The sequence below is a fragment of the Pontibacter chinhatensis genome (assembly GCF_900113285.1).
GTDB lineage: Bacteria > Bacteroidota > Bacteroidia > Cytophagales > Hymenobacteraceae > Pontibacter > Pontibacter chinhatensis.
The window spans coordinates 1-22,634 of sequence record NZ_FOOT01000003.1; the positions used below are offsets into that span (position 1 = coordinate 1).

A 22,634-nucleotide genomic window follows, 5' to 3' on the forward strand; every position below is an offset into this window, starting at 1 on the left:
CTTCGCCTCATCCCCTGCCCCGCTCCTGCTGAACGGGAGGGCAAAAGTAGAAAACCTTTCCCGAAACGCAAACGCCCCGCCTAAAAAAAGATGGCGCAACACCGGAAAAGGCTCAAGGTCAGGGGGAAAGTTTTTCATGGCCTTGCCCAAAGCGTAAGAAGGAGATATCTCCATAGGCGCCCTTCGTCCCATAATGAGAAAAAAAAAGCCCCGAATTGCTCCGGGGCTATACTATACTATACTATACTATACTATACTATACTATACTATACTATACTATACTATACTATCTCCTGCTTCTCCTGATTGCTGGTTGCACTATCGGCATAATCTTGCAGATAACTAAAGGCCGCAGTTAGCTTTCCGTTTCTGGCGATGGTACCGCGCTCTAGCATACCACCGGCATCCCCGTTAAAGAACTGCGGGAACACATTGTCTATTAAGAGGCGGCCAAAGTCGCGGGAGGCATTGCGCGGCAACTCGCAAGGCAGGTTGTCTACGGCCATCACAGTGATGTTGCCTGGCTTAGAGTATGGCGGCTCCAATTCTCCTGTTTCGGGGTTGTAATCGTAAGCCGGGTCTGGAATGGTAGAAGCCCGCTTGGTAGACGGGATGGAGCCATCAACGTCGCAGGTAATATCCGCAATGGTATCTATCTTAAAATCTGCCTGGCGCATGTCTTCTTCGGTAAAAAGCTTTGGAGCACTCGGGTCCCAGTAGGCGCAGGCCATCAGCAAATCGGTCACACGGGTAAACTTGCGGAAGGTACTCTTATATAGATGCGGGTTGGCGTAGAAATCCGGAGAGTCCCATACTTCCACATCGGGGCGTGCATTATAATCACCGGAATGCAGCTGGGCATACACCGGCTCCGTGAACTGCTTGTAGAGGTAATCGAACACGCTCACCTTCCGGATTCCCATCTTATCGAGCACTTCCATCGCTCCTCCGGCCACGCGCCCGCCTCCGGTTACGGCAATCTTTATCGGCGGTAGCTTCACCTTAAAGTACTCTTCCTGCATGTCCTCCATCTCGTGGCATTGGTAGGCCGGCTTCAGGTCGAAGAGCTGGTGCTTTTTGCCATAGGTCAGGATGCCGTTGTAGGCGCCCACGATTCCGGCATAGCGCCCGAAGGCCACCACTCGCTGCCCCTGCGGGGTTTTCAGAAGCTCATAGTCTATTAAGGTAATGTTCTTGTCCAGCACAGCGCGCAGCAACTTGGCGTTGTGGGGCTGCTTTTTAATAGTATGGGAGAAGAAAAAGTATGTTTTGTTCGGAATCAGCTGGTCCACCGGCACCTCCTTCACCCCCATCAGCACATCGCAATCACTCAAATCCTGCTGTAGCGGGATGTCGAGTTCCTGATATTCGGCATCGGTAAAACAGCGGATGTCGCTTGGCTGCACCACAATCTCCATTTCCGGAAACTCCTGCAAAGCTTCGACGCATTTCTTAGGCGTGAGGGGCACGCGTTTATCCACCGGTACTTTACCTTCTTTAATAATGCCGATCTTCAGTTTACGCATATGGTTAAGATGTTGAATTGTTGCCGATAAATTTGTGTTAGAGCTTATATACCAAGCAGGCGCTGCCTCAGGTTTATACTTTATAAATTACTCAGTTGCGCTACCTTAACTATTTAGGTTTGATGCTTCAATATAATAAAGTATTGCTACTTTTGTAGCACAAATCAGGAACTGGCAACAGACCGGCTTCCGAACGAGCTGAAAACTCAAAATTCCAGATTAAATATAACTTCGTTATGATTTTTAAAACCAAACCTGCAGACGTATTTAAGGAGCGCCACAACGGCCCCGATAAGGAGCAAATGCAGGACATGCTACGCACTATAGGCGTAGAAACACTGGACCAACTGATTGAGGAGACCGTACCGGCCGCCATTCGCCTAAAGAGGCCTTTGAACCTGCCAGCAGCCCTGACAGAGATAGAGTTCCTGAACCAGTTCTCGCAGATTGCGAAGCAGAATAAAGTATACAAGTCGTACATCGGGCTTGGCTACAACGACACCATTATGCCTCCGGTTATACTTCGTAATATTATGGAGAACCCGGGCTGGTATACAGCTTATACTCCTTACCAGGCTGAGATCGCTCAAGGCCGTCTGGAGGCGCTGATCAACTACCAGACCATGGTAATGGACCTGACTGGCATGGAGATCGCCAACGCGTCGCTGCTGGATGAAGGTACTGCCGCTGCCGAGGCTATGGGTATGTTCTTTGCCCAGCGCAAAGGCAGCCGCAAAAATGCCAACCGCTTCTTCGTTTCGGAGCTGGTGTTGCCACAGACGCTGGACGTACTGACTTCGCGTGCCACCCCTATCGGCATTGAGCTGGTAATCGGTGACCACCGCGAGGTTGACTTCTCTGACGAGACACTTTTTGGCGCCCTGGTGCAGTATCCTGCTGCCGACGGTGCCATTTTTGATTATACAGACTTTATTGCCAAGGCACACGAGCAGGAAGTGTATGTAGCTGTTGCAGCCGATATCCTGTCGCTTACCCTACTGACACCTCCGGGTGAGATGGGCGCTGATGCCGTGGTGGGTACTACCCAGCGCTTTGGTGTGCCGATGGGCTTTGGCGGTCCGCACGCAGGTTACTTTGCCACTAAGGAAGCCTTCAAGCGCGTTATCCCTGGCCGTATCATCGGTATTTCGGTAGATGCCGAAGGCAACAGAGCCTACCGCATGGCTCTGCAGACACGCGAGCAGCACATCCGCCGCGAAAAAGCAACTTCCAACATCTGTACCGCGCAGGTACTGCTGGCCGTAATTGCCGGTATGTATGCCGTTTATCATGGCCCACGCCGTCTGAAGTATATCGGTCTGAACACGCATTCCCTGGCACAGCAACTGGAGAAAGGCCTGAAGGCCTTAGGCTTCGAGCAGCAGAACGAGCAGTACTTCGATACGCTGAAAATTGCCGTGGAAAGCGCCGAACTGAGAGATGCTATCCGCACGGAGGCTGAGGCTGCCGGCATTAACTTCCGCTACTTCGGAGAGAACAACATCGGTATCTCGCTGCACCAGAACACTAACCTGGCAGACGTAAAAGCCATACTTGCCGTGTTCGCCAAAGTGGCTGGCAAATCTGCCGATGTGCTGACTATTAACGAGCTTCCGGCCGAAACAGAAGTAACCTGGGCAGAGGGCCTCATCCGCACAAGCCCATACCTGACGCACGAGGTATTCAACAAGCACCACTCCGAGCACGAGATCCTGCGCTACATGAAGCACCTGGAGAACAAGGATATTTCGCTTGTTCACTCGATGATCTCCCTCGGCTCTTGTACCATGAAGCTCAACGCTACGGCCGAGATGATTCCGATTACCTGGCCGGAAATCGGGCAGCTGCACCCCTTCGCGCCTGCTGACCAGACAAAAGGATACCAGCAAATCTTCAAGGACCTGGAGGCGTGGCTTTGCGAAATCACGCGTTTTGATGCCGTATCGCTGCAGCCTAACTCCGGTGCGCAGGGCGAGTACGCCGGTCTGATGGTGATCCGTGCTTACCACGAGTCACGCGGCGACCACCACCGCAACGTAGCGCTTATCCCCTCTTCTGCCCACGGCACCAACCCGGCTTCGGCGGTAATGGCCGGCATGAGAGTGGTGATTGTGAAGTGCGACGAGAAAGGTAATATTGATGTGGCAGACCTGCGCGCTAAGGCAGAGCAGTATAAAAATGAGCTGTCTTGCCTGATGGTAACCTATCCGTCTACACACGGTGTGTATGAGGAGAGCATTGTGGAAATCTGCCAGACCATTCATGATAACGGCGGCCGTGTATACATGGATGGTGCCAACATGAACGCCCAGGTAGGCCTGACTTCTCCGGCCCACATCGGTGCCGACGTGTGCCACCTGAACCTGCACAAGACCTTCTGTATCCCGCACGGTGGCGGTGGTCCTGGCATGGGCCCAATTGGTGTGGTAAAAGATCTGGCTCCGTTCCTGCCGGGCCACGCTGTGGTTGATCTGGGTCGCAAAGATGCGATTCATGCGGTTTCGGCTGCGCCTTGGGGTTCTGCTTCTATCCTGCCGATATCTTACGCTTACATTGCCATGATGGGCGGCGATGGCCTGACAGAGGCTACCAAGTTTGCTATCCTGAACGCCAACTATATCAAAGCGCGCCTGGAGAAGCATTACCCTGTACTTTACGTTGGCTCTAATGGCCGCTGCGCGCACGAGATGATCCTCGATTGCCGTGAGTTCAAGAAGTATGGCGTAGAGGTGGAGGATATCGCGAAGCGCTTGATGGACTATGGTTTCCACGCGCCGACGGTATCATTCCCGGTAGCGGGCACGCTGATGGTAGAGCCAACCGAGTCTGAGGCACAGGAAGAACTGGACCGCTTCTGCGAGGTGATGATCTCCATCCGTGAGGAAATCCGTGAGATTGAGCAGGGCAAGGCCGATCAGAAGAACAACGTGCTGAAGAACGCGCCGCATACGCAGAAAGTAGTGCTGGTAGAGAACTGGGAAAGACCATACACCCGCGCGAAGGCGGTATTCCCGATGGCTTACCTGCGCGACAACAAAGTATGGCCAACCGTTAGCCGCATCGACAGTGCGTACGGCGACCGCAACCTGGTTTGCTCCTGCGCCCCTATCGAGGCTTACAATGAAAATGGAAATGAGATGGTAGCCATCGGCTAAGCCACTCCTGATTTATACTTTAAAAGCCCGGCCCGCATGGCCGGGCTTTTTTGTTGCCCATACCTATACTTTCGAGCTAGCAGCTATAGCAGGTAAATAAGTCTAAACTTCACTTCATTACCCACTATATATAATATTTTATACATATATTTACATCCATTTCTTTTACATACTTTTTAGGCAACAACGCAGCGTTTAAGTTGTACTACTGATAAGACTATTTATACCGCTATGAAGAATTCTGGCCTGCTTTATACTTTGTTCCTGCTGTCTTTGGTGTTGGTTGGTTGCTCCGGCATTCCTCAGTCGAGCAACGCCTATACGTACAATACCTCTGTTGACTTTGCGAAGTTCCGTAGTTACGGCTGGTATAGTGCGGAGGTGCCCAAACCTCGCGCCGGTGGCGCGGGCCCACAGTTTAATGTGCTGCTGGACGAGCGGGTGCGGGAGGCGGTGGCGAGTGAGCTCTTCAGGGACGGTTTGCAGCTTGATTCGGAAAAGCCGGATATCCTGGTGGCCTATGACCTGGCGGTAGACTCGAGCCAGACGCCCGGCGTTGAGTATACTTTCCCAGCAGGCTTTGGCTATGGCTATAGTTACTGGTTCGGCTACCGCTTTCGTTACAGCACCGCCGGACTGCCCAGCTACCGGCCCGTGCAGCAATACCCGGCCGGGACCCTGATCATCGACCTTATCGACCCAAACACCAACCAGCTTATCTGGCGCGGCATCAAGGAAGCCGGCATCAACCCCACTTCGCAGGACCTGCAGCGCATCAACCTGGCCGTGGCCGATATCATGGGGCAGTTTCCGCCCAACCCAGTAGATAGAAGGAATCGTTAGGCTATAATGTATACTTCAGGCTGAGGCCGCCGTAGTAGTTGCGGCCCGGCGCAGGCTGAAAGAAGCGCCCGCCAAAGGCGTTGAGGTCGTTGCCCAGGCTATACTTGGTGTCTGCCACGTTATCCACACCACTGTACACCTCCAGGCCGAAGTGCTGCCCCAGCTGCCGCTTTATCCCCAATCTGGCCCCGGCTACCAGGTAGCTGTCGGCGTAAACGGTGTTTTCATCATTCAGGGGAGTCTCGTCAGCGTAGTTGGCCGTCAGGTTTAAGTATAAGCCAAAGCGCGTGTGCAGATCCAGCCCGGCGGTGGCGGCATGCGGAGCCACGCCCGTGAGTTTGTTGCCGGAGTAGTCGTTCTCGTTTTGCTGATAGGCATCGAAGCGGAAATGGCTGAAGGTATAGCTCGTCCATACTTTCAGCTGGCTCAGTGGCCGCTCCGGATCATCGATTAAAGTATAAGCTATACTTGTCTCAACGCCTTTTTGGTCGGTGCTGCCCACATTCCTAAAAACAGCCACGCTCGACACATCCTGCCGGCTCACAATCGTTTCCCTAAGGTTGAAGTAGAAGCCCACTACATCAAAGCTCAGCTTGCCGCGCAGGGCAAAGCCTCTTATACCGGCTTCATAGTTTATCCCTTTTTCCGCCTCCAGCTCCTCGTTCAGCTGCCCGTCGGAGGTAAGGATTTCTTCTTCGGTAGGCGGCGAGAAGCCGGAGCTGACACTGGCATGAACACTCAGCTCTTCTGTCAGCTGCTTGAGAAGTGCTATTCTGGGGGAGAGCACCGCCTCAAAATCGCGGGTATACTTGTAGTTGCCGCTGCCCACCTGGTGCAGGCGCGTGATGTCATACTTGGTGTCGTTCAGGCTAAGGGCTGCCGTGGCGATAAAGTTTGCCGGAAGCTCCAACTCCGCCTGCGCAAAGGCAAAACCTGACTTGGCCACCACCTCATCGTCGGTGCGGAGGTCGCCGGCGGTGCCGCCGTTGTTATCGTAGGTACGGGCTGCCTCAAATCCTCTTTGAAACTCCCCTCCTGCCGTAAAGGTCGCTCCTATATTTCCGAGTTGGGTATTGTAGGCAAAGCTGGTGCGGCCGCCAATCTCCTGGTTTGTATTGCGCTCGTAGTCGGTGTTGAACGGATGGTTGCGGAAGCGGTGCATGCCATAAAGCGAGGTGGTGTTGCGCAGGCGGTCGCTAAAGGTATACTCCTGCTTCAGCCCCACATTTACGCTTTCCTGGTTCATGGATGCATTCTGCGCCACGCTGCCGAACATGCCACCGCGCGCCTGGCTTGGGTCCTGCTCATACTGATCCCGCGTCAGCCCGCCCGGCAGCTCATAGTATAAATCGGAGTAAATAAGGTTGGCAGAGATGCTGCGCCTGTCAGAAGGCCTAAACTCGGAGCTCAGCAGCAGCACCTCCCTATCTACCGCCGACTGTTGCCGGTGGCCGTCATACTCCTGCTTGGCGTACTGCACCAGAAAGTTGCTTTTCTCTCCGCCCACGCGCGCCGTGGCCGTGTAACGCCTCAGCCCATAGGAACCCGTCATTGCCCCCACTTCCAGCGACTGCTCCCCGGCTGCTGCCCGGCGGGGCTCCAGCAGCACGGTGCCGCCCGTGCCTGCCCCATAAATGCTGCCGGTCGGGCCTTTCAGGATTTCTATGCTTCCAATGTTGGCCGCATCCATCAGGTTGAGCGCCGTGGTGCCGTTGGCCTCAGTAAAAGGGATGCCGTCGTAGTAGAGTTTCACGTTCCGGATGCCGTAAGGCGAGCGCAACGAACTTCCGCGAATGGAAATACGATAGCTGGCCGGTGCCCGCTCCTCCATCCGCACGCCTGGCACTGTGTTTACCGCCCGCACCAAGGAGCCTTCGTCAAATCGCTCAATCACATCCCGGTCTATGATACTTATCGCGCCGGCCGTCTGTAGCAGGGGCCGGTTGGTTTCATACCCTGTTATCACCACCTCCTGCAGGCTGGCCGCACCCGGCTCTAGCAGCACCCGCAGCTCCTGGCCGGCACGCGGGTTCGAAATCACCACTGTTTTATAACCGATAAAGCTGAACACGAGGCGCGCGGGAGCCGTGGAGGTGGCCAGGCTAAAATAGCCGTTCTCGTTGCTGATGCCCTGCTCGCCGGAGCTGGCTGTAACCATTACGCCGGGCAGCGGCTGGCCGGTATCGGCGCGCAGCACAGAGCCGGTGTATAGCTCCTGCGCCAGCAGCACCTGAGGTAAGATTATCAGCAAAAGTAAAAGGGGGAAAGTATACGTATGGCGAAATACAATCATGAGGTAAATCAATGGTCAGTGTGAGAACGGTTAAAGGGGCCTAAAGTTTAGGCACGACTCTATGCAAATTAGTGCTTTTATACTTTGTTCCCGCTGCCATACTTCTCCAAACCCCTAAAAGATAAAAGGCTCCACAGAAACCGCAGAGCCTTTCCAAACTATGAAAGCTAATGAGAATTTAAATCATACTTTAGTTTTTCTTGATAGTGAACTCAGTACGGCGGTTTTTCTGGTGCTCTTCCTCCGGGCACTCCACTCCGTCAGCACACTTGTTCACTAACCTTGTTTTGCCGTAGCCTTTTGCCGTCAGGCGGTTACGCTCTATGCCTTTAGACACCAGGTAATCCACCGCAGCCTGTGCTCTTCGCTCCGAAAGCAGCTGGTTATACTTGTGGCTTTCGCGGCTATCGGTGTGCGAGCCCATCTCAATCTCCACAGCCGGGTTGTTCTTCAGCAGCGTCACCAGTTTGTCCAGCTCTTTGGCCGCATCCGGACGAATATCCCACTTATCCAAGTCGTAGTAGATGTTCTCCAGCACAATGGCCTTTTCCACCTCGTTCTTGTCGAAAAGCAGCGCCACCTGCACCGTATCCGGGGCTGTATCTGGTATATTTATACTTGATACCATTTTCAGGAAGCCGATTTTAGAGCCGGCAAAAGTATAGGCATTGCCGGCGCGGGCGTCTACAAAACTCTGTGCCTTCTCATCTGTAATAACCACCGTAGAATCTTTTGAGTTCTGTTGGCTCATTAGAATTCTTGTGTTAGGCAGCGGATCCTGCACGGTTTGCCTTAATTTGTTCTGATAACGGCCTAATGTGGTGATAGCCAGCACTACCGGCTTCTTCAGGATGTTAAAGGAATAGATGTCTTCCGTGCCGTTCTGTGAGTCGCGGTTAGAGGAAAGCAGGCCGCGCTTGCCAGGCTCCGTGAACATAATGCCGTAGTCGTTTTGCGGCGTGTTAATCGGGTAGCCCAGGTTTTTAACCGTGCGCCAGTTACCCCGCTCGCCCTCTGCCGAGAAGATATCCAGGCCGCCCATTCCCACGTGGCCATCGGAGGCAAAGTATAACTTGCCGTCGGCGTCCACATACGGGAAGCTTTCGCGGCCGCTGGTGTTGATAACCGGACCAGCATTTACGGGCGCCCCCCAGCTTCCGTCAGCTTTGCGCAGGCTGTAGTAAATATCTGTGTCGCCCAGGCTGCCCGGCATATCGGACACAAAGTATAACACCTGCCCATCAGGCGAGATGGCTGGGTGCCCTACTGAGTACTCCTCTACCTTATTATATTCGAATGGCTGTATATTGCTCCAGTTACCGCCTTGCCTGTCGGCAGAGTAAATCTCCAGTCGGTTGATCAGGTTCTGGTTCTCGTTCTTCTCCACCCAGCTGGTAGGGTCTGCGTTCACGTTGCCCAATGCAGGCACCATTTTGGTGCGGGTAAAGTATAACTTGCCTCCCTCTTTTGCGGCAGAGGCCGTCGCGTTATGGAAATCGGAGTTGATGACGTCCTGCAGCGGCTGTGGCCTGCCGTAGGTGCCTTCGCTTATCTCCTGCGCAATAAACAGCTGCAGGTAAGGGCGGCCGGTCCAGCCGTATACTTTCGGGTCTTTGCCATCTTTGCTCACGCCCCTGTCAGAGGTGAAGATGATGCCGTTGTTGCCGTAAACCGCAGGGCTGAAATCCGATGCCCCAGGCACACTAAGACCGGGTAACTGGGTTACTTCAGCCACAGCTGGTTGCTTCATCAGCCGCAGCGAGAGGTCTGTGGCCTCCATCAGTTGCTGGGCACGGTCGGCATGCTCGGGCATTTCCTCACCCCACAACATGTACTGCTCTTTGGCCTCCTGGTATTTGCCGTTGCTTCGCAGAGCCTCAGCATAGTAAAACAGGTTCATCGGCGGGCGTCCGGGCATGGCCACCACTTTGCCATACCATAGCTCTGCCTCCTGGTTCTGGCGTGTGAGGCGATAAGCCGTGGCGATGCGCTCTACCGTGGGCAGGTCTGGCTTACGCTTTTGAATAGCCTCTTTATAAACTGGCAACGCCAGGGCAAACTCATAATTTTCAAAATGCCTATCTGCCTTTTTCAGCGAAGACTGGCCTTGCACAGCTGGTGAAAAGCCCAGCACAGCGGCCACTGCTAAGTATAAGGGTATATTTTTAAGTCTCATATAGTAAGAAGCGCTAAGGGTTAAAAGTACTGCGGTGTCAGCATTTTGGTCTCTTTCTTACGGAAGAAGTAGTAGCCCACCGATACCTCGTGGGTGCTCTGGTTGCTGTACCCGTTCAGCATTTTATCATAAGAATAGCCCAGGCGAAGCTGCTTGAGCACCTGCACCTCCCCAATAAAGGCCACAGCCGTGCGTTTTTCCACATCGCCTATCTCTGCCGTGTTGAAAACGTTCATGCTGGTGCGGTACGAGCTTCCCAGCCACAGCCGGTCGCCTAAAAGTATAAAGGCGTTCACGTCCATATTCGTCGGCGCATGGAAATCCTCCTTCACCAGCACGCTAGGCTTGAGCTTCACGAAAGGGCTCACGTCAAACACATAACCGGCGGTAAAAAAGTAGTGCGGATTCGGCTCCACCTGCTCCATGTCCTTAAACTGCAGCAACTCCGTTGCCGAGAAGCCAGCGTAGAAGTTACGGGTATGGAAATAAGCGCCCACCTTTACGTCAGGCTTTATGGTCGTTTCCTTACCAGTCGGGATGGTCGGGTCGTCGACGATGCCGAATTTGCTGCCATCCACCATGTGCTGCACCAGGCCAGGCGCCAGGCCCAGGCTGAAGATGGCGTTTTCGCTCACCTGCAGCTTTACGGCGATGTTACCGTAGAGGCTGGTGGTGCTGTGGGCACCAATCTCATCGCGGGTAACGTTTGCACCCACTCCAATCCTGTCATTTGCCATTACCCCATCCACTGCCAGCGACTGGGTGCTTGGGGCACCTTCCACGCCCGTCCACTGCGAGCGGTGAAAGGCGTTTACGTTCAGCACGTTCTTGCTACCCGTGTAAGCCGGGTTGATGCTCATGCTGTTAAATATATACTGTGAGTACTGCGGGTTTTGCTGCGCGTGTGCGGCCGAGGTAAGCAACAAGGCCAGCAACAGGTAACATATTCTCATTTTCATCTGGATTACTAAATTTTTAGCTACTACCTGAAGATGGTGGTGTAGCCGGTATACTCTTTCACTACGCCGTCACATAATGTCACCCTTACCTTGTAGAAGTAAGTACCTTGCTCCAGTCCTTTGCCATTCCAGTTGTTCTGGTAGCCTTTGGTTTTGTACACCTCAGATCCCCAGCGGTTGAAAATAGTCACCTCGTTGGTCGGGAATTTCTCCAGGTTACGGATATGCCAGTTGTCGTTCTTACCGTCGCCGTTCGGGCTGAAGGCTTTCGGGAAGTCCAGGTTACCGTCGGCTTTGGCGGCATCTACCGGGGCTGAGGCTTCCATGCTGCTGCAAGGGCCGTTGTCGGCCACTACGGTTACCGTGCCCTGCAGGTCCGGCCTGTCAGCTTTCACCTTGATAGAGGTGGTGCCCTGACCGGAGGTGATGGTGAAGCCGCTGCTTACCGTCCAGGTATAGCCTGTGGCACCTGCTACCGGCTCAATGGAGAATACAAGTCCATCGCACACGTTGCTCTTATCGGCAATCTGGCCTGGTGTAACCGGTGGTGTGAAGACCACGATATCGAACTTACCTTCTGAAGTGCCGCAGCTGTTGGTGCCCACTACTGTAATAGCACCTGATGTAGAGCCAGCATTTACTGTTACAGAAGTACCTGTATTGCCGCCCTCGAAGCTCCAGCCCTGTGGCAGCGACCAAGTATAGGTAGCGCCTTCCTCAGCGTTAGAGATAGTATAAGTAAGTTGCTGTGTATACTCGCAAACATCGCGGTTGCCTGCAACAACCGGAGCGGCAGGAGCAAGCGCAGGGGCTACTGCCTTCGTTGCTTCGGCACCCAGGCCGCACTCGTTTCTTACAGCTACCTTGATGTTCCCGGCTTTATCACCCACCACCACTACAATGCTGGTCGTGTTCTGGCCTGATTTCAGTTTCCAGGTTTCCGGCACGCTCCACTGATAACCGGTCGCTCCGCTTACGGCTGGTATGGTATAAGTAAGCTCTGCACCGATACAGGCGCCGTTGCTGCCGCTGATGGCCGGGGCTGCCAGCACATCATTTACCGTAACATCTATAGAAGCTGCCTGCACACTGCTGCCACACGCATTGGCCGCTTTAGCACTTACTTTGCCGCTGGCGTTGCCAACCGTTACAGTAACTGTTCTCTCGTTCTCGCCTGCTACAACTACCCAACCGGCTGGCAAGCTCCAGTTATAGGAGGTTGCCCCTGTTACGGCTGCGGCGGTGTAGGTTTGCTGTGAGCCAGCGCATACTTTAGACGCACCGCTTATACTGGCTGGCGCCTGCGGCAGTGGGTTAATGCCAATCGTTTTAGAGGTTTTAACAGTAAAGCAGCCGTTGCTAACTTCCAGCGTTAAGGTACCTCCAGTGGCACCGGCGCTTACCTCTACCCTGGCAGCCGCAGCGCCGGAAGTAATGGTTAAGCCACCGTTCGCAGTCCATTTGTAAGTAACTGTGCCTTCGTAAGCCGGCGCTGTGTATACATTGCCTGTGCTGTTCTGGCACACGTTGCTTTCACCAGAGATAGTCGGAGCAGCCAGTGTTGGAGTTACCGCTACTTCTTTAGAGATAGTCAGTGCGTTGCCGCAGAAGTCGGTAACGGTTACAGATACAGTACCATTGGTAGCACCCGCTCTTACAACTACCTTGTTACCAGCCTGAGACACAATTTGCAGGCCTCCGGATACAGCGAACTTATACTCGGCACCTGGAAGTACCTTCGCCACAAACTCGATTGTTTCGTTCTGGCAGGCTGTTTCTTTGCCGGTTAGCGTAAAGTTGTCGATGGTCGGTGCCTCGTTAACTCTGATCTTTCTGGTAAATGCTTCGCTGCTACCGCACGCGTTGTTGGCTTTCACACTTACCTCTTTCTCACCGCTTGCCCCGCCAACCACTACGGTTACCTCTCTGGCATCGGTGGCTGAGCCTGGTGCGAACTGCCATCCTTGTGGCAACACCCAGGTATAGCTGGTGGCGCCTGCTACGGCGGTTGTGCTCAGCTTAAGCTGCTTGCTGGCGCATACATCCATGTCACCGAGAATAGCTGTTGGCGCAGCAGGTGCCGGTGTCACTTTGATGGCTTTTGTTTTCGTGCTGCTAAAGCCACAGCTGTTGGTCACTTTCAGGGTTACGGTGCCGCCCAGCAGGTTGCCTTCTTTCGCCTTCACCCCTACGCTGGCGCCGTTGCTGGCTCCAACAATCTCCAGATTTGCAGTTACCGTCCACTCATAGGTCAGCGTTTCTGCCGATTCGCCTGCGGCCAGCGTAACAGTGCCGTTAAAGCATACCGCGTCGTTTCCGGTGATGGCTGGCGCTACCGGTGCTCCGGTAACGTTAACCACAACCTCCGCGCTTGCTGTTTTGCCGCACTGGTCCTTAACAGTAACCTTTACTGTCTGCTTGCCACTGGCTGGGCCTGCATTTACTATAATTTGCTTGCTGTTTCTGTCAGAGCCCGCCGCGAAGCTCCAGCCCTGCGGCAGCTGCCAAGTGTAAGTACCGCCAATAACTTCCGATGCCGCGGTAAAGGTCAGGTTTGTTGCGCTGGCACAAGCCGTGGCAGGTGCCGTTTGGATGGCTACCGCTAACTCAGGGTTACACTTCACCTCCGGTATCACCACGTCATCGTCATCATTGTCTGGGTCAGAGTCTTCATAGTCTCCAGGGTTTGTTGGATTTCCCGGGTTATTCGGATCAGTCGGATTACCTGGATTGTTTGGATCTGTCGGGTCCGTTGGATTGTTCGGGTTTGTAGGATCGGTCGGTTTTGTAGGATCAGTTGGAACGACATCCTTGGCAATGATGCTAACGATGTTTCTGATTTCGCCCGGCTTTACAATTCTGGCCCTGATGGTGAGCGTAACGGTAGAGTTGCCGGCCACAGATGGTACATAGAAGATGCCTGACTCCTTGTTATACACGCCTGTGCTGGCCGTATAGCCCACGAACTCCAGGCCTTGCGGCAGCCTCTCCCTTACATACACATGCTCCTCAGCCTCGTCTGCATAGTTGGTGAGGGTGATCCTGTAATTAACAAAGTCGCCCACATAATATGTTTGCTTTGGATCGAGGAGTTGCTTGGTTACGCCCAGGTCCGGTAGCACCACTTCTGCCTCGTCTTCGTCATCATCCGGAATTGGGTCCGGGTTATCGCCAATAATGATTACTTTGTTTTTGATGTTACCCGTGCTGACAATCTCAAACTCCAGCTTCAGGACTTCGGTGGGGCCCACCTTCATGTCGCCTATAAACCACTGATGGGCTACCGGATCGTATGTGCCTCTCGTAGCGGAGATAACCCTTACAAACCGAAGTCCCGCGGGTATCTCTTCGTTTACCATCACGTGCATGGCCTCGCCCAACCCTCTGTTGGTGGCCTCTATCGTATAGGTAACCTTAGCGCCCAGCGTTACCTCGCTGTACTCCACATCCTTCTTTACCTCCAGGTTGGTCTCTACGATAATCGGCATGGCCGTGGAGTTCTCGTCGAAGTATATGGTGCCTTTAAGCGAGAAAGCACGGCCAACCAATGCCGCTCTGTTGTGGAAGGTGATGTCTCCTGTGGCAATGATGTTGCCTTGGAAAGAGCTGCCGGCCCCAATCGTGGCGGAGCCGTTTACAATCCAGTAAACGTTTTTGGCGGAGGCACCCATGTCCGAAAACTGGATACTGCCGCTGTTGGAGATAAAGTCGCCGTCTACAACGAAGATGAATTTAGAGTTGATGTCTGCCTGGCCGTCGAGCCGGAGGGTACCATTGAGCAGCGTGTTGGTGCTGAACCTATGAATACCCGGGCCAACCGAATTGTTGTTTCCCAGCTCATAGTTAGGGGCATACTCTAATGTTGGAACCAGCGCCCACAGTTCGTTGTAGATTCTGTTGGCATTCTCCATGCCTGCTTTGGCCAGATCTGTATTGCGCTCTTTTCTGCCAAGCACATCGGCGAACTGTTCGCCCTCGACAGTCCTGTTAGGGCTAACGCCAATATTGCCCTGGATTTTGGTTATCCCGGGCCCCTTGAAAACAATCTTCTTGTTGGCTAGCGCCGAAAAAGTAGTTGCCCGGCCAAGGTTAATGTCTATGCCCGGCTCCTGCGCCAAGCTAAGGGTGATACTGCCAGTCAGTAAAAGAAAGGTCAGCAGTAGATGTTTAATCATAAAACTCAGAAATAACTGTATATAACGTCACTTACATATCTATAGATAGGGCTATATCTATCCTACCTTCTTTTACTTGAATGGCCGAAAATTGTTGCTAGCAAAACAATTAATTCATTATATATTTATATAAAAATACTAAACGAAAGAAATTCCCTGCCCGCATGAGCCTCGTCAAAGCCGGTAAAAAATATTGGGGGTAATCAGTGCAATTAGAACTGCATTAGAGAGAAAAGTAAATTTGTTTACATAGGCATACTACACAGGATTTCGCCGTTAAAATTACATTACACAACAGTATTTTCAAATATATTTGAATATTTTTATCAAAAAATGAGATAAATGCAATTTTGCGATAATCACGGAATGGGGCAATAAAAAATGCCCCTGCTGCAAATCTGTGCAACAGGGGCATTTTTTATTATTGTTATGCCTTTAAACGTTTACATGGCGCTCGGCATGATATGAAGATCGTACTAATGGGCCTGATTCCACATACTTTATGCCACGTCTCAAGCCTTCCTCGCGGTAGTGGTCAAACAGATCGGGGTGTATGAACTCAGCTACCTCGATGTGGAGCTTGGTTGGCTGCAGGTACTGGCCCAACGTTAGAATGTCGCAGCCGTTGGCGGCCAGGTCGTCCATCGCCTGGTATACCTGCTCGCGTGTTTCACCGAGGCCTAGCATAATACCGGTCTTGGTACGCTTGCCATACTCCTTGGTGCGGCGGATCTGCTCCAGCGAGCGATCATACTTGGCCTGCGGGCGCACGCGGCGGTACAGCTCCTTCACCGTTTCCATGTTGTGCGACACGACCTCCTGGCCAGCCGAGATCATCGTGATCAGGGCATCCCAGGTGCCTTTCACATCGGGGATAAGCGTTTCGATGGTAGTGCTAGGCGAAAGTAGCTTTACCTGCTTCACTGTTTCGTGCCAGATGGCGGCGCCGCGGTCTTTCAGCTCGTCGCGGTTCACGGAGGTGATTACGGCGTGCTTTACCCCCATCAGTTGTATGGCCTCCGCTACGCGGCGCGGCTCGTCTTCGTCGTACTCGTTGGGACGGCCGGTGGCCACAGCGCAGAAGGAGCAGCTGCGGGTACACACATTACCAAGGATCATGAAAGTAGCGGTGCCTGCACCCCAGCACTCGCCCATGTTGGGGCAGTTGCCGCTCTCGCAGATGGTGTGCAGTTTATATTCGTCTACTATGCTTCTTACTTTGGCGTATTCCTTCCCAACCGGCAGTTTCACGCGCAGCCAGTTTGGCTTGCGGGGCTGGCCTAACGCATTAAGTCCCTCGGGCTTAGCGTTTGGCTGAATTACCGGAAGTGTCATCATTTCATCCATGCTGCAAAGATAGGAAGTTATGGCTTAAGAGTTTAACCACAGGTCAAAAATGTAAGACCTCTGGAAGATATGACTCTCTAACAAGCCGGTGGCAGCAAATGTTCTGCAGGAGGTTTACTTTCGGCTGCCGTAAAACAGGTTCAGGTAAACCGAGGTGAAGGTGTTGTTGTTCTCGGCCAGCGGAATGATAACGGGCGTGCTCGGGAAATACTCCACAGCCACCCCTACTTCTATGCCTGCTATACTTTCGCGGTAGCGGCCATACTCAAAGCTGAGGCCGGCTCTGGCGTGCAGCCCTGGCTTAAACTTGGTTTGCCCCAGGCCACGAAACACGGTGTCGCTTCCCAGGATATAGTCGGTATTGGTGTGGATGGTCTCGTCGTAGGGTACGGTGCGCACATCGTTGGTGGTGCCGTCGTAGCTGTAGTCAATATAATAAGGTACGAGCAGGCCGAGGGAGGGGCCAATGGCACCCAGCGCATTTACCTGCACCCCCGATTCAGCGGCTTTGCGAAACAGCACCAGCTCACGACCGTAGTGTGGCCGCACCACAAAAAAGTAGTTCTTCTTGCCATACACGAAGGGCTCGCCCACATAGTTCAGGTAGCGCTCCTCCTTCGGGTGCTTTATCTCCACAATCTCGATGCCGCCGAACTGGTACATGTTCTTGCTCATGTAAAACGAGGAGCGCACAAAGGCTCCACCAATCAGGCCGCCGTTAGAGTTGAAGTTAATGCCGTAGCTTGTCTCCCGCTCGAAGCTTTCATCCTCCTCGCTTTGGGCAACAGCAGGGGCAACCGCCAGAAGCGCAGCCACCAGTATGCATGTCAGAAATCTTATCACGGAGCTTGTGGTTTCAGATTGTATAAAAGTACACAGATTTACGTGTATTTCAAACTAAGGATATACGCAGCCAGCTTATACCGCTGTTGCCCTCAGCCCGTTAGCAGGACCTGCTGTATCTATACCGCTTAACTATAAAAGAAAGTATAAACGTGCCCGCTCCACGGATTTCCTGCCAGTACTTTATACGAAAAAACGGTGGCTGAAGTATACTTTAGGCCGATACTTGCTTGCGTACCCCGTCCACGTTAATGCCCAGGTGGGAGGCATCGTAGGTGCAAACACCGTCCTGCACCAGCAGCAGCTGCGGCGACTCGTGCTGCACCTGCAGCAACTCTGCCACTTCGTTAGACACAGGGCGATAGCTCAGCAAATCGAGGTAATAGGGTTTCACGTGGTCCAGGCCAGCTCCGTTCCACTGGCGCTCGAGGCGGCTTTTGGCTGTGGAGCTGATGGAGCAGGATGTGCTATGCTTAAAAATCACCACCGGCGTGTTCTTCGACTCTTCCAGTATTTCCTCCAGTTGCTCTACGCTAGTAAGTGGGTGCCAATTCATATCGTCAGGTATTTCTTTTCTTTAGTTACTGCTTCTTTCCGTCGCGGACTTTATACTTCTTTTTCTTCTTAAACAGTTTGAGCTTTTTGGCAGGATCTCCCTTCACGTTAAACTGCAGTTGGTCCCGCTCATCCCGCTTTACGCGCCTGCGCCCTGCCTCTCCTTTTTTAAAAGTATAAGCGTCGGTGTTCAGGTGGCTGTCTTTATACTTGCTGTTTACCTTCTCCGCATCCCGCAGCGACTTTCGCAGCTGCTGGTCATGCTTCGCCGACGCCTGGTAGCTTATCTGACCGTAACCGGGCAGCGTACCTAACAGGAAGAACAGCAGCAGGCCCAGGCCGTACTTAAATGCTGTCCGGCAGCAAGATTCAACAACACGCACCTTCATCATGGTTTTATACTGATTCTGTCTTAACTGGTTTCTAGAATAATCCCAACCCGCGCGACTTCTTCACCCTACCGTTCTTGTCGGTGTTTACTTTGATGCCTTCTAAACCTGAACCCTGCACTTTTGCAGTACGCTTGCTGGTAGGCTTAGGACAAGGAATAATACCTTTGCGCTGGCAACCTGCGCCCGCAAGCAGCAGCAGGCACAGCATCATCATCAGGTATGGCCGAAGTATACGCATGATGCAAATATAGTAATATTATTTTATAAAACACAGTTTAAACACAAAAGCAGCACCGCATACTACAAGATTGTATACGATGCCGCTTTCGTTTTAGTAGTTCAGCATGGCTTCTGCTTTCTGGCGCAGGCGCTGCCGTGGCAAGAACTCATGCTCCAGCGGCGGCGCAAACGGCACGGCGGTGTCCAGGCTGGCTACCCGGGCTACCGGGGCATCGAGCTTCTCAAAGCAGTGCTCGCTTATCCAAGCGGCAATTTCTCCGCCAATGCCACCGGTCATGGTGTCTTCATGCAGTATAATCACACGGCCTGTTTTCTCCACAGCGGCACGCACGGCCTCCTGGTCCCAAGGCAGCAGGGTGCGCAGGTCCAGGATCTCTATGCTGGCATCGCTTAGCTCCTGCTGCAGCTGCTTGGCCCAGTGCACGCCCATGCCATAGGTAATAATGGTGAGGTCGGTACCCTCGGCCACTGTTTTGGCCTTGCCAATCTCTACCGTATAGTAATCATCCGGAATCTCCTGCGAGATGGAGCGGTACAGCAGCTTGTGCTCAAAGTACATCACCGGGTTGGGGTCCTCGATGGCGGCGTTCAGCAGGCCTTTGGCATCGTAGGGCGAGGAGGGGTAAACCACCTTTAGGCCCGGCGTGTGGAAGAACCAGGCCTCATTGCTTTGCGAGTGGAACGGCCCGGCCGCTGTGCCCGCGCCTGTTGGCATGCGTACCACCACGTCGGCGTTCTGGCCCCAGCGGTAGTGGCTCTTGGCCAGGTTATTCACAATCTGGCTGAAACCGGCGCTCACGAAGTCGGCGAACTGCATCTCTACCATACTTTTCTGCCCGCGCACCGACAGCCCCAGGCCAATGCCCAGGATGGCCGATTCGCAGAGCGGCGTGTTGCGCACGCGCTCTTTGCCGAACTTATCCACAAAGCCCTCCGTCACTTTAAACACACCGCCATACTCGGCAATGTCCTGCCCCATCAGCACCAGCTCGGGGAAGCGCTCCATACTTTGGCGCAGCCCGTCGGAGATGGCGTCCACGAAGCGGCGCTCCGTTTTGGCCTCCGAGACCGGTTTAATCACCTCCTGGTTGAAAGGCTGGTACATATCGGCCAGTTCCTGCGCGACATCGGCTGTCGGCATCGGCTCGTTAAAGGCAATGTTCAGCCCCTCCTCTATCTCGGCCTTCAGCTCCTCTTTTATACTTTCCATGGCCTTCTGCGTCAGCACCAGCTCGTCGAGCAGGTAGCGTTCGTAGTTCTCCACAGGGTCTTTCTTGGCCCAGCGCTCAAACAGCTCCTGCGGCACATACTTGGTGCCACTGGCTTCCTCATGGCCGCGCATTCTAAACGTGATGGCCTCGATGAGCATCGGACGCGGGTTTTTGCGGATGCTGGCTGCGGCCTGCCGGATGGTGTCGTATACTTCCAGGATGTTGTTGCCGTCAATCTGCAGGGCATCCATGCCGTAGGCCGGCCCTTTATCAATAAAATGCTTGAACTTGAACTGCTCGTTGCTTGGTGTGGAGAGGCCATAGCCGTTGTTCTCGATGAGGAAAATTACGGGCAGGCCCCACACGGCGGCCACGTTCAGCGCCTCATGGAAATCGCCCTCTGAGGCGCCGCCGTCGCCGCTGAACACCAGCGTCACCTTCTCCTTGTTCTCCAGCAGGTCGGCCAGGGCGATGCCGTCGGCCACGGCCAGTTGCGGGCCCAGATGCGAGATCATGCCCACAATATGGTGCTCATTGGTACCGAAGTGGAACGAGCGGTCGCGGCCCTTGGTGAAGCCGTGCGTTTTGCCCTGAAACTGCGCAAACAGGCGGTCCAGCGGCACGTCGCGGCCAGTGAAGACGCCCAGGTTGCGGTGCAGCGGCAGGATGTACTCGTCAGGTTCCAGCGCCAGGGCCGAGCCCACCGAGATGGCCTCCTGTCCGATGCCGGAGAACCACTTGCTCACACGCCCCTGGCGCAGCAGCACCAGCATGCGTTCCTCAATCATGCGCGGCTTCAGCAGGGCGCGGTATAGTCTGATTAGTTCTTCTTCGGAGTACTCTTTGCGGTTATAGTTCATCTCTTTAATGAAAACCTCGTTATAGTTTTTGGGTTAATTAATGGCAAGGCACCCGTAAGGTATGCCATTAATTTATACTTTTGCTTCATTAGGTTACTGCCGTAAGGCAAAGGAATCAGCCCTTTTCACCTTAGCGAGCAAAAGCTACAGAAAACCTGCAAAGGCTGCAAGCAAAGACAAAAAAGTCTCTATATTCTATACTTTCAAAGTATAAAGTATAGCCGCAGCCGGCATTTAAAAGTATAACCGGATAGTTTATGGGATGTCGGGATGAGTCTCCTGGCAGTATCCCCTAACTATTCAACAAAGGAGCGATTAAGATTATGATAGATTTCAAAGAATTTACCCTTGACAATGGTTTGCGCGTGATTGTGCATGAGGACCACACCTCGCCGATGGCAGTGCTGAACGTGCTCTACGACGTGGGCTCGCGCGACGAGGAGGAGGCCCACACGGGTTTTGCCCACCTGTTCGAGCACCTCATGTTCAGCGGCTCCAAGAACATACCGGTGTACGACGAGCCCCTGCAGCGCGTGGGCGGCGAAAACAACGCCTTCACCAGCCCCGATATCACCAACTATTACCTCTCGGTGCCGGCACAGAACATCGAAACCGGCTTCTGGCTGGAGTCGGACCGCATGATGGAACTGGCCTTTAGCGAGCACGGCCTGGAGGTTCAGCGCAAGGTGGTGGTAGAGGAGTTTAAGCAGAACTACCTCAACCAACCCTACGGCGATGTGTGGCTGAAGCTGCGCCCGCTGGCTTACAAGGAGCACTCCTATAAATGGGCGACCATCGGCAAAGAAATCGCCCATATCGAGGAGGCGACCATGGATATTGTGAAGGCGTTTCACAGGAAACACTACTCGCCGAGCAACGCCATCTTGGTAGTAGCCGGCAACGTGACTTTTGAGCGGGCGAAGGAGCTGACCGAAAAATGGTTTGGCCCCATCCCGGCCGGCGAGAAGTATGAGCGCCAGCTGCAGGCCGAGCCGCGGCAGACGGAGGAGCGCGTGCTAGAGGTAAGTTCCGATGTGCCGCTCAGCGCCATCTACAAAGCCTACCACATGCCGGGCCGCCAGCACCCCGACTACCACGCCGTGGACCTAATCAGCGACATCCTGGGCCGGGGCAAGTCAAGCCGACTGTACGAGCAACTGGTAAAAGAGCAGAAGCTGTTCAACTCCATCTCCGCCTCTGTGTCGGGAAGTATAGAACCGGGGCTGCTCATTATCCAAGGCAAGCTAAACGAGGGCGTGGACCTGCAGGAAGCCAACGCCGCCATCGAGGCTATTGTGCAGGAGCTCATCGATAACCGCGTGGACGAGGAGGAGCTGAACAAGGTGAAGAACCAGGCCGAGACGAGCATCGTGTTCTCGGAGATTGAGTTGCTTAACCGCGCCATGAACCTGGCCTACAGCAAGCTGCTCGGCGACACCAACCTCATCAACCTGGAAGGCGAGAAAGTACAGGCCGTCACGCCGGACGACATCCAGCGCTGTGCCCAGGAGGTGCTGCGCAAAACCAACTGCTCTACCCTGCTTTACAAAGCGGAGAAGAAGGAGCAGTTGGTGGAGGCTTAGGTTGTAGGTTTAAGTTTAGAAATAAGTGAAAGGCTGCCACGTATGGCGGCCTTTCTTTTTAGTAGCCTTGCCAACGTGTTAGCTGTTGTTCTCCTTCTCTGGCGCAAGTCTTCAGACTTGTGTCCTATGATGGCGTCGAGTCTCCGACTCGACTGGCTTGAAAAGCCATACTTTATACTTTGGCTGTACTTCTTATACTTTGGCTATACTTTCAATCCCCTCGCTGGCGCGAGTTTGCAACTCGTGCCTAACTATGGTGTCGGGTTTGTAACCTAACTGGCTTGAAAAGCCATACTTATACTTTGGCTAGGCTTTATACTTGCCGGTTATACTTTCCTAGCCACTGCTTCCTGCAACTGGAGCTAAGCTATCATTGCTAGCTTCTGTTCCTCCTCCAGACTTACATAAGCTATTGTTTCATCTCTTATTTGGCTCCCTCCCAGGCCGGGAGGCCTCGCCTTCGGGCATCGCGCTGC

The 22,634-nt window shown here is 53.6% G+C and carries 14 protein-coding genes; 3 read left to right on the top strand and 11 right to left on the bottom strand.

All coding sequences use genetic code 11. The features are described 5' to 3' along the window. Positions 1-281 precede the first annotated feature (281 nt). On the bottom strand, positions 282-1,526 hold the full coding sequence (locus BM040_RS09150; RefSeq protein WP_092100397.1) for an NAD(P)-dependent oxidoreductase: 1,245 nt from the start codon (positions 1,524-1,526) through the stop codon (positions 282-284). A gap of 236 nt (positions 1,527-1,762) precedes the next feature. Here BM040_RS09150 and gcvP point away from each other — a divergent pair, with 236 nt between their 5' ends. After that, a complete protein-coding gene (gene gcvP / locus BM040_RS09155; protein WP_092100399.1) occupies positions 1,763-4,681 on the top strand; it encodes an aminomethyl-transferring glycine dehydrogenase in 2,919 nt (972 codons plus the stop codon). Between the two features lie 231 nt (positions 4,682-4,912). Beyond that, positions 4,913-5,524, top strand: coding sequence for a DUF4136 domain-containing protein (locus BM040_RS09160; protein WP_092100401.1), 612 nt, complete (start codon positions 4,913-4,915; stop codon positions 5,522-5,524). A 1-nt stretch (position 5,525) separates the two neighbouring features. Here BM040_RS09160 and BM040_RS09165 read toward each other — a convergent pair whose 3' ends face one another. The 10 genes from BM040_RS09165 to BM040_RS09210 all read right to left on the bottom strand — a co-directional run bounded on the left by BM040_RS09165 (position 5,526) and on the right by BM040_RS09210 (position 20,575). Beyond that, the gene (locus BM040_RS09165; RefSeq protein WP_245756164.1) at positions 5,526-7,775 is read right to left on the bottom strand and encodes a TonB-dependent receptor; all 2,250 of its coding nucleotides are present in this window, start codon (positions 7,773-7,775) and stop codon (positions 5,526-5,528) included. A 232-nt stretch (positions 7,776-8,007) separates the two neighbouring features. Further along, positions 8,008-9,993, bottom strand: a complete 1,986-nt coding sequence (locus BM040_RS09170) for an OmpA family protein (RefSeq protein ID WP_092100405.1) — start codon at positions 9,991-9,993, stop codon at positions 8,008-8,010. A 20-nt stretch (positions 9,994-10,013) separates the two neighbouring features. Continuing rightward, positions 10,014-10,952 (bottom strand): PorP/SprF family type IX secretion system membrane protein, encoded by a 939-nt coding sequence (locus BM040_RS09175; RefSeq protein ID WP_245756165.1) that lies wholly within the window; start codon positions 10,950-10,952, stop codon positions 10,014-10,016. Positions 10,953-10,975: 23 nt separating this feature from the next. Continuing rightward, positions 10,976-15,127 (bottom strand): ice-binding family protein, encoded by a 4,152-nt coding sequence (locus tag BM040_RS09180; RefSeq protein ID WP_092100407.1) that lies wholly within the window; start codon positions 15,125-15,127, stop codon positions 10,976-10,978. 435 nt (positions 15,128-15,562) lie between these two features. Then, positions 15,563-16,465: a lipoyl synthase gene (lipA, locus tag BM040_RS09185; RefSeq protein WP_245756166.1), complete on the bottom strand. Its 903-nt coding sequence runs from the start codon at positions 16,463-16,465 to the stop codon at positions 15,563-15,565. Between the two features lie 123 nt (positions 16,466-16,588). Then, entirely contained in the window at positions 16,589-17,317 is a 729-nt protein-coding gene (locus BM040_RS09190; protein ID WP_092100409.1) for a hypothetical protein, read from the bottom strand. 214 nt (positions 17,318-17,531) lie between these two features. Continuing rightward, entirely contained in the window at positions 17,532-17,873 is a 342-nt protein-coding gene (ytxJ, locus tag BM040_RS09195) for a bacillithiol system redox-active protein YtxJ (protein WP_092100411.1), read from the bottom strand. A gap of 25 nt (positions 17,874-17,898) precedes the next feature. Further along, a complete protein-coding gene (locus BM040_RS09200) occupies positions 17,899-18,264 on the bottom strand; it encodes a hypothetical protein (protein WP_092100413.1) in 366 nt (121 codons plus the stop codon). A 31-nt stretch (positions 18,265-18,295) separates the two neighbouring features. Then, on the bottom strand, positions 18,296-18,502 hold the full coding sequence (locus tag BM040_RS09205) for a hypothetical protein (protein WP_092100415.1): 207 nt from the start codon (positions 18,500-18,502) through the stop codon (positions 18,296-18,298). A gap of 93 nt (positions 18,503-18,595) precedes the next feature. Beyond that, positions 18,596-20,575 (bottom strand): alpha-ketoacid dehydrogenase subunit alpha/beta, encoded by a 1,980-nt coding sequence (locus tag BM040_RS09210; RefSeq protein WP_092100417.1) that lies wholly within the window; start codon positions 20,573-20,575, stop codon positions 18,596-18,598. A 323-nt stretch (positions 20,576-20,898) separates the two neighbouring features. Here BM040_RS09210 and BM040_RS09215 point away from each other — a divergent pair, with 323 nt between their 5' ends. After that, a complete protein-coding gene (locus BM040_RS09215) occupies positions 20,899-22,158 on the top strand; it encodes a M16 family metallopeptidase (protein WP_092100419.1) in 1,260 nt (419 codons plus the stop codon). Positions 22,159-22,634: the final 476 nt, after the last annotated feature.

Coding starts and splice junctions, on each gene's coding strand:
- BM040_RS09175 (WP_245756165.1), bottom strand. CDS start 10,952: ATGAAAATGAGAATATGTTACCTGTTGCTGGCCTTGTTGCTTACCTCG.
- BM040_RS09210 (WP_092100417.1), bottom strand. CDS start 20,575: ATGAACTATAACCGCAAAGAGTACTCCGAAGAAGAACTAATCAGACTA.
- BM040_RS09180 (WP_092100407.1), bottom strand. CDS start 15,127: ATGATTAAACATCTACTGCTGACCTTTCTTTTACTGACTGGCAGTATC.
- BM040_RS09150 (WP_092100397.1), bottom strand. CDS start 1,526: ATGCGTAAACTGAAGATCGGCATTATTAAAGAAGGTAAAGTACCGGTG.
- ytxJ (WP_092100411.1), bottom strand. CDS start 17,873: ATGAATTGGCACCCACTTACTAGCGTAGAGCAACTGGAGGAAATACTG.
- BM040_RS09160 (WP_092100401.1), top strand. CDS start 4,913: ATGAAGAATTCTGGCCTGCTTTATACTTTGTTCCTGCTGTCTTTGGTG.
- gcvP (WP_092100399.1), top strand. CDS start 1,763: ATGATTTTTAAAACCAAACCTGCAGACGTATTTAAGGAGCGCCACAAC.
- BM040_RS09215 (WP_092100419.1), top strand. CDS start 20,899: ATGATAGATTTCAAAGAATTTACCCTTGACAATGGTTTGCGCGTGATT.
- BM040_RS09205 (WP_092100415.1), bottom strand. CDS start 18,502: ATGCGTATACTTCGGCCATACCTGATGATGATGCTGTGCCTGCTGCTG.
- lipA (WP_245756166.1), bottom strand. CDS start 16,465: ATGATGACACTTCCGGTAATTCAGCCAAACGCTAAGCCCGAGGGACTT.
- BM040_RS09170 (WP_092100405.1), bottom strand. CDS start 9,993: ATGAGACTTAAAAATATACCCTTATACTTAGCAGTGGCCGCTGTGCTG.
- BM040_RS09200 (WP_092100413.1), bottom strand. CDS start 18,264: ATGATGAAGGTGCGTGTTGTTGAATCTTGCTGCCGGACAGCATTTAAG.